The 15,129-nt window shown below is 75.9% G+C and carries 13 protein-coding genes; 3 read left to right on the forward strand and 10 right to left on the reverse strand.

Annotated elements, in window-relative coordinates:
- Positions 1–2: 2 nt before the first annotated feature.
- Genes FB458_RS06605 through FB458_RS06615 form a run of 3 tightly spaced genes read right to left on the reverse strand, consistent with a single transcriptional unit; the run spans position 3 to position 1,902 of the window.
- On the reverse strand, positions 3–695 hold the full coding sequence (locus tag FB458_RS06605; RefSeq protein WP_141847787.1) for a hypothetical protein: 693 nt from the start codon (positions 693–695) through the stop codon (positions 3–5).
- Positions 696–726: 31 nt separating this feature from the next.
- Positions 727–1,296: a DinB family protein gene (locus tag FB458_RS06610; RefSeq protein ID WP_141847788.1), complete on the reverse strand. Its 570-nt coding sequence runs from the start codon at positions 1,294–1,296 to the stop codon at positions 727–729.
- 30 nt (positions 1,297–1,326) lie between these two features.
- Positions 1,327–1,902 (reverse strand): dihydrofolate reductase family protein, encoded by a 576-nt coding sequence (locus FB458_RS06615; protein WP_141847789.1) that lies wholly within the window; start codon positions 1,900–1,902, stop codon positions 1,327–1,329.
- Between the two features lie 46 nt (positions 1,903–1,948).
- Here FB458_RS06615 and FB458_RS06620 point away from each other — a divergent pair, with 46 nt between their 5' ends.
- Positions 1,949–2,515, forward strand: coding sequence for a TetR/AcrR family transcriptional regulator (locus tag FB458_RS06620; protein WP_141847790.1), 567 nt, complete (start codon positions 1,949–1,951; stop codon positions 2,513–2,515).
- A 159-nt stretch (positions 2,516–2,674) separates the two neighbouring features.
- Positions 2,675–4,393, forward strand: coding sequence for an HNH endonuclease (locus FB458_RS06625; RefSeq protein WP_141847791.1), 1,719 nt, complete (start codon positions 2,675–2,677; stop codon positions 4,391–4,393).
- Positions 4,394–4,434: 41 nt separating this feature from the next.
- Here the strand turns inward: FB458_RS06625 and FB458_RS06630 are convergent, their stop codons facing one another.
- From FB458_RS06630 to FB458_RS06640, 3 genes are all read right to left on the reverse strand, one after another.
- The gene (locus FB458_RS06630) at positions 4,435–5,379 is read right to left on the reverse strand and encodes a GNAT family N-acetyltransferase (protein WP_141847792.1); all 945 of its coding nucleotides are present in this window, start codon (positions 5,377–5,379) and stop codon (positions 4,435–4,437) included.
- A 75-nt stretch (positions 5,380–5,454) separates the two neighbouring features.
- Positions 5,455–8,751, reverse strand: a complete 3,297-nt coding sequence (locus tag FB458_RS06635; protein WP_211355950.1) for an amidohydrolase family protein — start codon at positions 8,749–8,751, stop codon at positions 5,455–5,457.
- Between the two features lie 103 nt (positions 8,752–8,854).
- The gene (locus tag FB458_RS06640; protein WP_141847793.1) at positions 8,855–9,436 is read right to left on the reverse strand and encodes a 2'-5' RNA ligase family protein; all 582 of its coding nucleotides are present in this window, start codon (positions 9,434–9,436) and stop codon (positions 8,855–8,857) included.
- Between the two features lie 50 nt (positions 9,437–9,486).
- On the opposite strand from FB458_RS06640, the gene FB458_RS06645 reads away from it, so the two are divergent.
- Entirely contained in the window at positions 9,487–10,059 is a 573-nt protein-coding gene (locus FB458_RS06645) for an NYN domain-containing protein (protein ID WP_141847794.1), read from the forward strand.
- Positions 10,060–10,114: 55 nt separating this feature from the next.
- Here the strand turns inward: FB458_RS06645 and FB458_RS06650 are convergent, their stop codons facing one another.
- The 4 genes from FB458_RS06650 to FB458_RS06665 all read right to left on the reverse strand — a co-directional run bounded on the left by FB458_RS06650 (position 10,115) and on the right by FB458_RS06665 (position 15,112).
- Entirely contained in the window at positions 10,115–11,053 is a 939-nt protein-coding gene (locus FB458_RS06650) for a serine/threonine-protein kinase (RefSeq protein ID WP_141847795.1), read from the reverse strand.
- Between the two features lie 234 nt (positions 11,054–11,287).
- A complete protein-coding gene (locus FB458_RS06655) occupies positions 11,288–13,126 on the reverse strand; it encodes an ABC transporter ATP-binding protein (RefSeq protein ID WP_141847796.1) in 1,839 nt (612 codons plus the stop codon).
- Between the two features lie 79 nt (positions 13,127–13,205).
- On the reverse strand, positions 13,206–14,180 hold the full coding sequence (locus FB458_RS06660) for an NAD-dependent epimerase/dehydratase family protein (RefSeq protein WP_141847797.1): 975 nt from the start codon (positions 14,178–14,180) through the stop codon (positions 13,206–13,208).
- A gap of 182 nt (positions 14,181–14,362) precedes the next feature.
- Complete coding sequence (locus FB458_RS06665; protein ID WP_246061095.1) at positions 14,363–15,112, reverse strand: M50 family metallopeptidase; 750 nt, start codon at positions 15,110–15,112, stop codon at positions 14,363–14,365.
- Between the last annotated feature and the right edge of the window lie 17 nt (positions 15,113–15,129).

Consider the following 15,129-nt stretch of genomic DNA (forward strand, 5'->3'; position numbering starts at 1 on the left):
CGTCAGTGCGGCGGGAGCGCGAAGCGACCCGAGACGACGTACGTCACCCCGTCGGCGAGCAGCGCGAGGGCCGCCAGCGCGACGACGGCGGTGGCCACCGGACGCAGCGCACCGACGAGGCGCTGCGTCCCCGCGACGACGCGGGTCACCGCGGGCGAGTCGCGGCCGGCGGCGAGGGCGGCGACGGTGACGACCATCGGCGACTGCGCGACGAGGAACCACAGCAGCAGCGCCCCGGCCATGACGAGGTGGCTGTCCTCGCGGGCGGTGAGGAGCACGGCGCCGACGTACCCGGGGTCGCTGACGCCGGCCAGGCCCCACAGGACCCCGGCGACGAGGAGGGCACGGGCGGACAGCCCCTTCGGCGGGGAGGTCGGGTCACGTGGGCGGTCGCGGCTGGCCCACCGGTGGGCCGCCCACCCGGCCAGCGCGGCGGCCACGACGAGCTCGACGGCGAGGCGCCAGCCCCCAGGGACGTGCCGCACCTCGTGCAGCAGGTAGCCCGTGAGGTGGTGGACCGAGCGGCCGAGGACCGTGCCGAGGACGACGGTCGCGAGCAGCGTCCCGACGGCGAAGGCGACGAGCGCGCGGCGGCGGGCGCCGGCGCCGAGGGCGGCGGCGAGGATGAGGACGCTGAACGGGTCGAACCCGACGACGGCGAAACCGAGCACGCCGCTGACCAGGCCCCACGACACCCGGTGACCCTAACGGGAGGTCCCGGGCCGGTCAGCGGGCGGCGTCGCGGGCCGCCTGCTCGACGCGGGCGTTCCACGCGCGCCGGCGCTCGCCGTCGCCCGGCGGCGCGGCGTTGTCGTCGCCGACCGCCCCGTCGAGCTGCTCGCGCAGGATGTCGGCGTGGCCGGCGTGGCGGGCGGTCTCGGTGAGCAGGTGGCTGACGACGGCGAGCAGCGTGACGTCCGCGCGCCACCACGGGACGTGACCGGGGGCGTCGAGCGGCAGCTCGGCGATCGTCGCGTCGGCGTGGGCGGCGACCCGCTCGTGGAGCCCGAGGACGTCCGCGCGCGTCTCGTCGGCCCGCACCCAGAGGTGGTCGCGGTTGCCGGCGTGGTCGGTCCACGCCGGCAGCGGCTCGGGGAACGGACGGCCGAACACTTCGCCCAGGTAGCGCGACTCCCACAGCGCGCAGTGCTTGACCAGACCGAGCAGGGTGGTGCCGGTCGGGGTGAGCGGCCTCCGGACGTCGTACTCGCCCAGGCCGTCGAGCTTGCCGACGAGCGAGGCCCGCGCGTCCCGCAGGTCGGTGAGCAGCCGGGGTCTCGCGAGGGCGTCGTCCACCCTCGCGACGGTAGCCGGGCCGTGGGCCGGTCAGGCCCTGACGCGCGCGTACTCCTCGACGACGACGCCGGAGCCGAAGGTCCGAGAGCCGACCGGGGCGAAGGGCTGCGGTCCGTCGGTCGCCCCGGCCACCAACGGGATCCCCGCCCCGAGGAGCACCGGGTGCCGCTTGAGGACGAGCCGGTCGATGTCCGCGGCGAGGCTGCCGGCCAGGCGCCCCCCGCCGCAGAGCCAGAGGTCGAGATCGCCGTCCTCGGCCTTGAGGCGGCGGACCGTCCCGACGGGGTCGTCGGTGAGGGTGACGTCGTCCGCCACCTCGCGTTTGCGGCGGCTCGCGACCACCTGGCGCAGGTAGGGGTACGGGCTCGCGATGCCCGCCTCCAGCGCCGGGACCAGCGTGTCCCAGCCCATGACGACGGTGTCGAAGCGGGTGCCCGGCGGCGTCGTCCCCATCGCCGCGTGGGCGTGGGCCGGGAGCGCGTCGCCGTACTCCCCGACGACGACCTCGACGTGGTCCCCGTCGCCGAGGAAGGCGTCGTACCGGCCCTGCGGGTCGGCGATGTAGCCGTCGAGGCTGACGGCGACGTAGTAGACGAGCTCTCTCATCAGGCCAATGTACGACACCTGTCGTGGTTACCGTACGATCGTGCTCATGGCGCAGAACCCGGCCCGGCGACGCGCGCTGGCCGACGCGGGGATCCGGGTGCTGGCGCAGGAGGGGGCTCGCGGGCTGACCCACCGGGCGGTCGACGCCGAGGCCGGGGTGCCGCGCGGCACCGCCTCGAACTACTTCCCCACCCGGGAGGACCTCGTCGCCGCGCTCGTCGGCCGCCTCGGCGAGCGGCTCACGCCCACCGCGGACGACCTCGCGCCCTTCGCCGGTCGCACCCCCGACCGCGCGCTGCTCGGCGCCTACCTGCGCGACGTCGTGCGGCGGGTGCGGGCCGAGCCCCAGGTCGCCCTGGCACTGCTCGAGCTGCGACTGGAGGCCGTACGACGCCCCGCGGTCGCCGAGGCGCTCGGCGCGTGGCGGCGCGCCGCCTTCGCGGACGACGTCGCCTTCCACACCGCGGCCGGGCTGCCGGGCGGGCGGACCGAGCTCCTCCTCTTCCACTACGCCCTCGACGGTCTCCTCCTCGACCGGCTGACGATCCCGCTCGACCCCGAGCTCACCGTGGACGACACGGTCGACGAGCTGGTCGCGCGGCTGCTCCCCTGAGGCTCTTTGGGGCACGTGGGTCGCCGTTGTCAAGCGGATGGTCGGTCAGGGTGTTGAGACGTCCGATTTGCGTGTTGATGCCAATCCGACTGTGCGACAGCAGGATTGGCGTGCAACGGCCGGGATAGGACTGTCGGTGGTCGCGTCTAGCGTGGGGACATGGACGAGGACCTGACCCCGGAGCGTGGTGCGGCGGACGCCGCTGCCGCGCCCGGTGGTGCCTCTGGTGGTGAGGGGTCGTGGCGGCGGGTCGGGGACGTCCTGGGTGAGCCGGCGGGGTGGTCGGCCGGGTTCGGGGAGAAGCGCCAGGACCACGCTCCCGGTGCGCTCGGCGACGGTGGAGCGCACGAGAGAGCAGCGCTGGACGCTGCGACGGCGGCGGCGGTCCAGGCGCTGCGCGCGGCGACGGATCCGTCGGCCACACCGCAGGGGTGCCGGCTGTCGACCGGGCAGGTGCTCGCCGCGTTCGGGGACATCGGGGAGGCCCGGGCCCGGCTCGAGGTGCTCGAGCAGGTCCTGCTCGGGGAGGTCCTCTCGCGGGGGCTGGCGTCCGAGGCCGGGTTCTCCGTGGCGGACTACACCCGCCAGGCCCTCGGGGCACGGGCGCCGCTGCCGGAGGTGAACACCGTCGCCGCCGCGGTCACGGTGGCGCGAGCCACCGCCGCGCCTGACGCAGGACAGCTCGGGGGCGCGTCACGGGACCGGGTGCCCGGCGCGGACGTCGTCCGCGAGGCGATCTTCTCCACCGCGCTGCCTGTCGGGCGGGCCGCGCAGATCGTGCGGTTCGCCCAGCAGATCTCGCCCGCCGCGGACGAGGACGACCTGACGACCTGGGTGACCGGGCTCGTCGTGGGCGCCTCCGACGTCCTGCCCGACGTCCGACCAGACGGCTCCACGGATCCGCGTGAGACCGAGGCTCCGGGGTCCTCTCGGGGCGTGGACGCGAAGCGGCTGGCCCGGCACCTGCGCGAAGCCGCCGCCGTGGTCAAACCCTCGAGGGACCTCGAGGACGACGAACGCCGCGCCCGCCAGGCCCGCGCGTTCACCCGCACCGACGGCGGTTGCTCCGCCACAGGCCTGGCCTCCTACAAGCTGACCCTCGACCCCGAGGGCGCCGCGATCGTCGACGCCGCCGTGTCCGCGCTGTCAGCGCCCCGCCGGCTGCAGGACGGCACCCTCGAACCGGGCGAGACGACCGACCCCCGCTCACCCGCGACCCGCCGCGCGGACGCGCTGCTCGACCTCGTCACCCGCGCCGTCGCCGCCGGCGGCGGAAGCGCCATGCCGGGCAGCGCAGGCAGCGAGAGCACCACCTCCCAGGACGGCGACAACGCCGCCAGCACGACGGGTGACAACGTGGGTGACCGAGCCGGTGACACGGCGGGTAGCACGCCGGGGGCGGCGTTCGGGCCTCGCCCCGGGCTCGGCGACAAGACCCAGCTGCTCGTCACCATCGACTACGACGCCCTGACCGGCGCCCTCGACCGCGCCGGCATCACCTCCACCGGCGAGGTCCTCTCCCCCGCCACCGTCCGCCGCCTCGCCTGCGAGGCCGGGATCATCCCCGCCCTCCTCGGCGCCGACGGCCAGGTCCTCGACCTCGGCCGCACCAAGCGCCTGTTCGCCCCCGCGCAGCGCCTCAACGTGTGGAGGCGGGACAAGCACTGCACCTACCCCGGCTGCACGACACCCGCCACCTGGTGCGACGTCCACCACGTCCAGTGGTGGTCACGCGGCGGCACCACCGACCGCAGCAACGCCGCCCTGCTCTGCCGACGCCACCACACCCACGTCCACACCCACGACCTCACCGCGAGCGTCACCCCCACCGGCGTCCGCTGGCACACCCCACCACCGACCCCACCCCTGCGCTCATGACGCGCCTCGGGAGCGGGCCCGACATCGAGCCGACCTGCGGATCACTCGACGACGAGCTGCGCCATGTCCGTGACGGGTCGGTAGCCGAGCCGTTCGTAGAGCGCGTTCGACACCGGGTTCGCCTGGTCGGTGAAGAGGCACACCCGCACGCCGTCGTCCAGGAAGCGCTGGGTCGTCGCGGCGACGGCCGCGGCGGCGTACCCGCGCCCGCGGTGCTCGGCCGGCGTGTAGACGGGACCGATCCGCGCGACCCCGAAGGCGGGCGGGTTCCACCCGGTGAGGTGCACGGGCCGCCCCTGGCCGTCCCGCCACAACGCCACCGTCCCCCGCTCGATGCGACGGGCGACGTCGTCCCGGTCCGGTGGGTGCTCCCCACCCTCCCCAGGTCGACGGCCGGCCTGGCGGTCGGCGTCGGCGTGGAACGCCGCGAACCAGGCCGCGCAGACCTCGAGGTCGCCCGGGCCGGCGAGGGACAGGCTCCCGTCCGGCGCCGCAGGGTGGTCCACGTGCCGGGCCTCGAAGAGCCGGGTGCGCACGAGGAGGTGCACCGACCCACCGAGCAGCCGGGCGGTCTCCTCGGCGCAGACCCGGACGGCGGGCAGGGCGCCGTTGAGGCCGCGCAGCTCCTCGCCGCGGTCGTGCACCTCGCGCGCGAGCACGCGCGCGGCGTCGTCGGGCATCGGCAGCAGGAAGGCCGGGTAGCGCTCGAACCCGGCCGTCCGCATCGCCACGCCCACCACGGGGCCCTCCCCGGGTCCGGTGCCACCGGGGACGTCGTGCACCGTCGCCCACCACCGCGCGAACGGCGCCCCGACCGCTTCCCAGGAGTCGACCCCGCCGGCGAGCTCGTGCGCGACCCGCTGCGCGATGGTCGCGACGACGGTCCCCGTCACCGGGTCGGCCCCGAGCACCGGCCCGGCGACGGAGAGGAACGCGGCCGGGTCGTCGTGGAAGGTCACCCGCAGCCGCCCACCGTGCCCGTCCATCCTCCGACGGTACGGCGACCGCCACGACCGGGCACGGGATTTCTCCCGGCCCGGCCGCGGCGACGCCCACTCCGGTCAGTGCTGCTCGCAGCACGCCTCGCGCGCGTGGGCGAGCACCTGCGGGTCGTTCCACCAGAAACCGGCCGTCGACGGGTGCCGGGGCACCGCCGGGCGGATCCTGTTGGCACGGGCGCGTGCTGCCGGTCGCGCAGCCGCCCGCGTCCCGGGTCCGGCGGTCGCCGGTCCGGCGGTCCCGGGTCCGGCGGTCGCCGGGGTCGCGTCGCCGTGGGTGGCGGTCGGGCCGTCGTACGGCGCGAGCAGCTCCTCGACGGTGCGGTACCGCCCGCCGGTGACGACCGCCGTCACGGCGGCGGCGTCCTCGATCCGCGCGAGCGGGTCGCCGTCGACGATCGCGAGGTCGGCATAGAAGCCGGCCCGCACCTGCCCGAGTTGCTCGCCGAGGTAGGCGCCGGTCGAGCTCGTCGCGGTGACGAGCGCCTCGTACGGCGTGAGGCCGTACTTCACGCACGCCCGCAGGTTCATGTGCGTGCTGATCGCGAGGTGGTCGATCGGCGAGTCGGTGCCGGTCGTCACGAGACCGCCGCCGCGGACCATCGCGAGCACCTGCGCCACCTGGTGGCGCAGGTTGGCCCGGGTCGCCGTCTGGTCCGTCGTCGTGGCGGTGGTCACCGTCGCGGCGAGCGCCTTCTGCCGCCACAGCGGGTACATCCGGGTGACCCGCGGATCGGTGACGAGCGAGGTGTCCTCCCGGTAGAGCGTCGACGACACGAACAGCGTGGGCGTCCGCGCCATCCGGGACTCGTTGAACATCGAGATGACGTCCTCGAACCCGCTGCCGACGTTGGTGACCGTGCGCGAGTAGCCGAAGCGGTTGGTCGCCCCGATGTGCTCGGTCTGGTCGCCGCCGAAGGCCATCGCCGGGTAGTGGTAGTGCGACGTCGACGGCACGCCGTGCTCGTGCGCCCACGCGATGACCTGCTTCTGCCACGCGGTGGGGAGCCGGACGTAGCACTTCATGAGGTCGTAGTCGAGCGCACCGGCGCGGGACAGCTCGAGCGGGAGCTGCGCCGCGGTGAACGTCGGCCGCATGAAGTTGTAGTAGATGCGCGGCCCGTCGACGGCCTCGCCGGTGCCGAAGTAGCGCGGCGCGACCCGGTGTCCGGACTGGACCGCCTCCCGCTCCTCGACCATGTGGTAGGCCGGGCTGCCCGGCGACCGCGTCGTCGTGATGCCGAGCGAGAGCCAGAGCGGCCCCTGCCGCGAGCCGTACGAGTAGCCCTGCATCTCGCGGTGGTGGTGGATGTCGATGAGGCCCGGCATGACGAACCGGTCGCTCGCGTCGACGAGGCGACCGGGCCGGCCCGCCCGGTGCGGCTCGATCCCGGTGATCCGCTGCCCGCTGACCAGGATGTCGACGTCGCGCACGACGGTCCGGCTCACGCCGTCCCACATCCGGCCGGCGTGCACGACGAGGGTGTCGGTGCCGGGGTCGTTGGTCCACGTCAGCGGCAGGTCGTGCGCCGTGCCCGCCGAGGGCGAACCGCCACCGCCGCTCGTCACGGCACCCACGCGGACGGTCCGCAGCGTCCCGTTGCTGAGGAAGAGCACGGTGCGGCTGTCGCCCGACCACGACGGCGCGTCGCTGACCACGGTCGTCAGCTGCCGCGCCGGTCCCGTCGGCCGTCCGTCACGGCCGACGGGCAGCAGCCACAGCACGCTCTCCATGGCGAAGCACAGCCACCGCCCGTCGGGCGACCACACCGGCCCGTCGTCGCCCCGGGTCTGCAGCGAGCGGTCGGGCGCCGGGTCGACGTACGTCGCCTCGCCGGTGCGCCGGTCGACGAGGAGGATCTTCGACAGCCCCTCGCGGTACCGCCTGCTGTAGGGCTTGACCGCCGCGAGAGCGATGACCGACCCGTCGGGCGACCACGTCGGCCGGCCCGGCTCGAAGGTCGCCGGGAAGACCAGCTGGACGTCCCCGCTCGCGACGTCGAGCACCCACAGGCCGCCGTCCTGGTCGAGGTAGGCCAGCTCGCTGCCGTCCGGCGACCAGCGGCAGGAGACCGCCGCCGACTCGGTGAAGGAGGTCAGCTGGGTGTCGGTCGCCGTCGCGAGGTCGCGCACCCAGAGGTTGAGGGTGCCGGTGCGGTCGGACGCGTAGGCGAGGCGTCGGCCGTCGGGCGACCAGTCCGGGTCGGACACCCACCAGCCGTCGCGGAACAACGGTCGCGGACGCTGCCCGAGGGCGCCGACGTACAGGTCGCCGAGCGCGCGGAAGGCGACCGAGCGCGCGTCGGGCGACAGGGTCGGGCTCCCGATCCCCTTGACCTGCTGGGGTGCTCGCGAGTCGAACTGCCGCCGCCGCTTGCGGTACGACGGCGTGACGAGCTGGACCGCGGCGGTGAACCCCACGGTGTGCCGCTGCGGGTCGCCGAGCCGGCGCCGCCGGACCTTGCCCTCGGACGTGTAGTAGTAGAGGCGGTCCGCGCCGGCCGCAGAGCCCGCCGGGAACGAGGCCCGGAACGGCAGCACCTCCTCGCCGGTGACGAGCGGGGTCACGGTGCCCGCGACACCGCCGGCCGACGTCCCGGCCGACAGGAGGACGAGCTCGTTGCGCTGCGCCTCGAGCCGGTGCGCGATGACGCCGCTGCCGTCGGGCAGCCACTGCGGCATGTGCAGGACGACCCCCGTGGGCACGCTGCCGAGCGTCGACCGCACGCCGGTGGCCACGGTGACGACGTCGATCCGGGTGTTGTCGACGACGAAGGCGACCGTCGTCCCGTCCGGCGACCAGGTCGGCTCGTACTCCTCGGCGACGGGGTCGTCGGCGAGCACGCGGATCGTCGCCGACGCGACGTCGTACGCGTAGATGCCGTAGCTGCCGCGCAGGTCCGAGGAGAACGCGATGGTGCGCCCGTCCGGGGACCAGCGCGGCTCGCGGTGGTCGTAGGGTCCCTGGGTCAGCTGGCGCAGCTGCGACCCGTCGGGGCGGACCGTCCACAGGTTGAAGACGGCGTCGCGGTAGGACTGGACGACGAGCGTGCTGCCGTCGGGGCTCCAGTCGGGTTGGGCGATGTCGAACAAGTCGCTGGTCAGCCGGCGGGCGTCGCCGCCGGAGGACGAGCAGACCCACAGGACGCCGAGGACGTCGAGCGCGAGGGTGCGTCCGTCCGGCGAGACGCGGACGGCGAAGTCGGTGCCGGTGCCGATCCGGTCCGTCCGCCCGGTGCCGGCGGTGCCCGTCGCGTCGGCGGCGGCCGACGGGCCCGGTCCGGAGGTGAGGGCCGCGCCGGCGAGCGCGGACCCGGCGGCGCCGGCCCGCAGGACGGTCCTGCGCGTGATCCCGGGCATGATCCCGGGCGTGACCCCGGTGGTGGGTGGGAGGGGTGAGGAGGAGCTGGACATGTGAGGCCTTCCCTGGTGACGGCCGCCCCGTTGCGGCCGTCGTCCCGTCCTACCCCGGACCCGTGGGTAGCGCGATTCGGTGGACGTCGGACCAGGAGCCCGCGACCGCCGCCCCGGCGAGGACCGCGACCTCGTGGACCCGCGTGCGCACCGGGAGCCGCGCCGACACCGCCTCGGCCGCCGCCCGGACCGCGTCGAGCCCTCCGACCGCGCTCTCCCCGAGGGTGAGGTGCGGGACGGCGTCGTCGTGCGCGCCGCCGTACGGCGGGTGGTCGGGGAAGGCGCCGTACGCCGCCGCGGTGAGGGCGCGGAACGCGGCGGCGGCCCCGGGGTCGGGCGCGAGCCAGGCCACGTCGTCGCCGAACCACGCGACGTCGGTGAGCTCGGCGTCGAAGGCGGGGACCGCGCGCACGGCCGCCCCGAGCCGGGTGAGGACGTCGTCGTCGAGCCGGACCGGGTCGACGAACGGGTAGAGGACGGTCACGTGCGCGGGCACGCCCCAGGCGGCGGCCCGGTCCAGCTCCAGCCGGTACGGCGCCACGACCGGCTCGGCCTCCGGGACCAGGACGACGACAGCGGTCTCGGTCGCGGCGGTCCCGATGGCGGCGGGCGGCGTGGCGGGTGCGGTCATCGCCGCATGGTGCCAGCCCGGTCCGGGCCGTGCGGCCCTATGGTGGCGGCATGGACCCGAGCAGCGGACCCGGCGAGCGGACGACGTACGTCCTCGTCGACGGCGAGAACATCGACGCGACCCTGGGTGGCTCGATCCTCCAGCGCCGCCCGATGTCCGAGGAGCGGCCGCGCTGGGACCGGGTCATGACCTTCGCCGAGCACACGTGGCCGCAGCCCGCGGTCGGGCTGTTCTTCCTCGCGGTCAACGGGGAGATGCCGTACCCGTTCGTCCAGGCCCTCATGGCGCTGGGGTTCCGGCCCGTCCCGCTCTCGGGGGACGCCGGCGAGAAGGTCGTCGACATCGCCATCCAGCGCACCCTCGAGGCGCTCAAGGACCGGTCCGCCGACGTCATGCTGCTCAGCCACGACCGCGACTTCGTGCCGCAGGTCGGCGCGCTGTGCGACGGGCGCCGGGTGGCGCTGGTGGGGTTCAAGGAGTTCCGCAGCAAGGAGTACGCGCCGCTGGCCGACGCCGGGCTGCAGTTCATCGACCTCGAGTACGACGTGCAGGCCTTCACGACGCGGCTGCCGCGGATCCGGGTCATCCCCATCGCCGAGTTCGACCCGGCCGAGTTCCTCTAGGCCGGGTTCCTCCAGGCCGGGTTCCTGCAGGCCGGGTTCCTCCAGACCGGGTTCCCTAGGCCGGGGCGCCTGCGCGCACCAGCAGGTCGTCGGCCCACTCGGGCCACGGCCGCAGGTCGCCGGCGAGGGCGGCCAGCGCGACGAGGACCTCGTCGGACCGTCCGCGCTCCCCCGGGTCGTCGTCGAGCAGCCGCAGGACGACGGCGGCGACCGGGTCGTCGAGACCGGCGACGGCGGCGCCCGCGCCGTCGGGGAAGGGCAGCCCGGTGAGCAGCTCGGCGAGCACGGTGCCGAGACCGTAGAGGTCCATCGCGGCCGACAGCGGGGCGCACGCCTCCATCTCGGGGGCGGCGTAGCCGAGGGTGCCGACGGGCTTGCCGGGCGGTTGCTCGCGGCCGATGCTGCGCGCCGACCCCAGGTCGACCAGCCGCGGGACGCCGGTGCCGCCCGACCCGACGAGCAGCACGTTCTCGGTCTTGACGTCGAGGTGGGCCAGGCCGCGTCGGTGCAGGTGCCGCAGGCCGGCCAGCAGCTGGGCGCCGAGCGAGGCGACCTCGTGGCCGGGTCGGGGGCCGTCCTCGACGAGGTCCGCGAGGCACTCCCCGCTGAGCAGCTCGACGGCGACGTACGGCACCGGCTCGTCCGCCCCGTCGGCGACGAGCCGCGGCAGGACGGGGTGCCCGTCGAAGAGTGCGACCGCCTCGCGGCGCAGGCTCGCCCGGGCGCGCGGGTGGTCGAGCTGGTGCAGCCGGGGCAGCTTGAGGACCACGGGGTGCCACAGCTCCGCCGACCACGCCAGCCAGGTCTCGCAGCGCTGCCCGACGCCGAGCCGGTCCAGGGCCGTGTACCCCGGCAGCAGCTCGCCCCCCGGCTCCGGGTCGCGGACCGGCAGACCGTCCAGGTCGTCGGCGACCACGGGGGTGCTCGGGGTGGTGCTCGGGGTGGTGCTCGGGAGGGCGCGGTCAGCGGGGCGTCGGGCGGTGGCGGTCGACATGACGGGCTCCAGGTCGGGCGGGGGTGGGGGCGAGGGAGGTGCGGCGTGGGGGCCCGGCCGGCGGTGAGGGCGGCCGGGCCCCGCCGGGTGCGTCAGCCACGCGAGCGGCTCCGGGAGCGGCTGCGCGACCGGGAGCGCCCGTGGTGCTGGGCGACGGGGGTGGTGACGGTCATGGTGTTCACCTCCTTCGGTGGGGATGTGGTGGTGGGTGGACGGGTGGGGCGGGTAGCTCGCTCAGTCGCTCAGTCGCGCGAGCGGCTGCGTGACCGGCTGCGCGAGCGCGAGCGTCCGTGCTGCGCCAGGACGGGGGTCGTGGTGGTCATGGGGTTCACCTCCCTCGGGGGTGTCGGGGTGGTCCGTGGGGTCGAGGGGTCGGCGCCGCTCGAGGCGCACCACCCGGTCGGCGACGGCCGCGACGCGCTCGTCGTGCGTGACGACGACGACGGTCCGGCCGCGCGCGACCGAGCGGATCGCGTCGACGACGACGCGGGCCGACTCGTCGTCGAGGGAGGCGGTGGGCTCGTCGAGCAGGAGGACCGGGGCACCGCCGACGACGGCCCGGGCCAGGGCGACCCGGCGGCGTTGCCCACCGGACAGCCGGGCGGCGTCCTGCCCGAGGACGGTGTCGAGACCGTCGGGCAGCTCGTCGAGGAACTCCTCGACGTGCGCGACCCGGGCGGCGTCGCGGACCGCCGACGGCGACGGGGCGGGGGCGCCGTACGCGATGTTGTCGGCGAGGCTGGCGTCGAGCAGCCACGGGTCCTGCGGGAGGTAGCCGACGACCCGGGTGAGGCTGCGGCGGGTGGTGCAGCGCAGGTCGGTGCCGTCGACGAGGACCCGGCCGGCGTCGACGTCGTACAGGCGCAGGAGGAGCTGCAGGACCGTGCTCTTGCCGGCGCCGCTCGGGCCGACGAGCGCGGTGACCCGGCCGGCCTCGAGCTCGAGGTCGAGGCCGTCGAGCACGGGGGCACCGGGGTCGTAGCCGAAGCGGACGTCCTCGAGGCGGATCCCGTGCACCGGTGGGCGCAGGTCGGTCGCGCCGGGGCGGTCGGCGACGCCGTCGTCGGTGTCGACGACCTCGGCGACCCTGGCCGCCGAGGCCCCGGCCTTGGCCAGCACGCCGGAGAGCCGGGTCAGGCTGCGGACGGGGGCGTAGAGGTCGCGGACGTAGGCCACGACGACGAGCAGCGTGCCGACGCTGAGCGTGCCGGCCAGGACGTGGGTGCCGCCGGTGGCGAGGACGAGCGCCCCGCCGAGGGCGAGCACGATCTCGCCCGTCGGCAGCCAGCGGGCCTCGACCCGGACGGCGTGCAGCTGGGCGCGCAGCAGGGTCTCGTTGCGCCGGCCGAAGGTGCGCGTCGCGCGGTCCTCCCGGCCGAAGGCCTGGACGGTCCGGACGGCGTGCAGCAGGTCCTGGGTCGTCGTCGCGAGGGCACCGGAGGCGGTGCGCGCCCCGGCCTGCGCGCTCCGGACCCGCTGGCGCTGCTCGACGGCCAGCACCCCGAGGAGGGGGACGATGCCGAGGGCGACGACGGCGAGGCCGAGGTCGAGGTGGGCGATGACGACGAGGACGGCGACGAGCAGGACGACGTCGGGCAGCAGCGACGTCGCGAGCGCCACGACCGCGTCGAGGAGCCGGCCGACGTCCGTGGTGAGGCGGGTGACGAGCTCCGCGGAGCGGATCGCGTCGTGCCACCGCAGGGAGCGCCCGAGGGCGTGCGCGAAGGCGTCGCGGCGCAGGTCTGCCCCCAGCCGCTCGGCGGCCGACTCGGCGGTGAGGTCGACGGCCAGGTCGAGCGCGCCGACGGCGACGCTGACGAGGACACCGGCCAGGGCCGCGAGCAGGACGACGCCGAGCGGCGGGAGTCCTCCCAGCGGGCGGTCCAGGCCCAGCGGGAGGGGGCGGTGCGTCGGCTCGAGCGCCGCGTCGACGGCGATGGCCAGTGGCCACGGCCGGGCGAGCACGGCGAGCCCGCGCAGGACGACGAGGCCCGTGGCCCGGCCGAGGGCCGGCAGGTGCGGTCGCGCGACCGGCAGGAGCAGCCGGGTGGCACCGCGGGGCGTCGACGTCATGACCCCAGCGTGGGTCGGATGGGGGCAGGACGACCAGTGGCCGATGGTCGTAGGACCAGCCCGGGCGCCGATCCCTGCCTCAGCCCAGCGGCGGGATCCCGTGCTCCTCGGCGACCGAGGCGACGGCCTCGCGGACCGTGTCCAGCAGGGTGTGCGCCGGCCGCACGCCGAGCTCGTCGCGGACGGCGTCCATCGAGCAGCACGGCCGGTGCGCGAGGTGGTCCAGCGTGGTGGCCACCTGCTCGGGGTCGGCCTGCGCGCGCCACTGCTCGAGCGGCAGCAGCCGCAGGTCGGCCTCGCGACCCCACCAGCGGGCGGCCTCCTCGGCGTACGCGCGCAGGGTCACCGCCTGCTCGGCGACGGCGTGCCAGCTGCGGCCGGCGGCGACCTCACGCCGGTCGAGCGCGGCCTCGACCACGGCGGCGACGTCGTCGGCGTGCACGTGCTGGAGCGTGGCGAGCCCGTCGTCGGGCAGGGTGACCGGTCCGCCGGTGGCGAGCGCGCGGAACACGCCCGGGTCGAGGTCGCCGGCGGGGGTGATCGGCAGCCAGCCGGGCCCGCTGATGTGGCCCGGCATGACGACGCTCGCGTCGAGGTCGCCGGCGCGGGTGACGGCGTGCAGGTGGTCCTCGATGGCGGCCTTCGCGACGCCGTACGGCGTGACCGGGCGACGCGGGGAGTCCTCGCGCGTCGGGACCAGCCGGCTCGGTCCGTGCGCCCAGATGGTGCCGACGTGCACGAGGTGGGTGCCGCTGCCGGCGAGGGCGTCGGTGAGCGCCCGGGCGCTGTCGGGGGTGAAGCAGACGAGGTCGACGACCGCGTCGGCCTCGAGCGAGCGCACGCGGGTCCCGAAGGTGCCGGCCGCGTCCTCGGCGTCCCGGTCGACCACGACCTGCTCGGGGACGACCTGCTGGGGGTCCGGCTGCTGCGCGGGGTGGGGGTACGGCGCCCGGCGCCCACGGCTGAGCACGACCACCTCGTGACCGCCCGCGACGAGACGCGGCACCAGCCACGTGCCGATGTGCCCGGTACCTCCGACGACGACGACGCGCATCGTCCGACCCTACGTGTCGGGCCCCCCACGTCGGGCCCCCCACGTCGGGCCCCCCACGTCGGGACGCCGTGGAGCCGGCGTTGGGAGCCGGACCTGGTGGTTGAAGCCCGGCCCCCACGTCGAGTCTGCGACCCGGTACGGCGTCTCGCAAGCGATACGCGCTGCGAACTTTCTGGGAACGCTCAGGGGCTCGACGTCACCAGGGGTCTCAGCGTCACGAGGACGCCCAGGGTGCAGCCGGCGGTGACGAGGACGAGCACGGCCCACCAGACCGGGGCCGGCACGTGGGTGAGCTCGGCGAGCACGGCAGGGTCGCTGCCCCGGTCACCCCGCTCGCGTCGCCGTAGGGACGGGGTCGCGCGGGGCCGGACGGCGGCCAGGTGCCGCCACGCGCCGACGAGCAGGACCAGTCCGAGGCCCGTGAGGACCTGCGCCTGGCGGACGTCGTCGCGCCACCACCACAGCGACGCCGCCCCGGCGAGCACCGCGAGGACGACGGCGAGGGTGAGCGCCGACCGGACCCGCACGAGCGCGACGACGAGGGCGGCGACGACCGCCCCCAGCACCGCCGCGGCCCAGCCCCGGGCGGCCGCGGCGACGAGCACGAGCGCGACGACGGCCGGCGCCGGGTAGCCGGCGGCGGTCGTGAGGACCCGACCGGCCCCGCGCGCCGGACCCCGGGTGACGGCCTCGCCGGACATGTCGCCGCGCAGCACGAACCCGGTGAACCGGCGCCCGCAGAGCAGCCCGACGCCGGCGTGGCCGAGCTCGTGGACGAGGGTGACGCCGAGCCGGGCCACCCGCCAGACCGGGTCGACCGCGACGACGACGACGCCGAGGACCAGCGCGAGCAGGAGCGCCGTCGTCACCTCGGGCCGGGCGAGGGCCCCGGCCGGCACCGGCGCGAGCCGCGCGCCCAGCTCCGCCAGCACCTCAGCCCTGCACGGGG

This window comes from Lapillicoccus jejuensis (assembly GCF_006715055.1).
Lineage (GTDB): Bacteria > Actinomycetota > Actinomycetes > Actinomycetales > Dermatophilaceae > Lapillicoccus > Lapillicoccus jejuensis.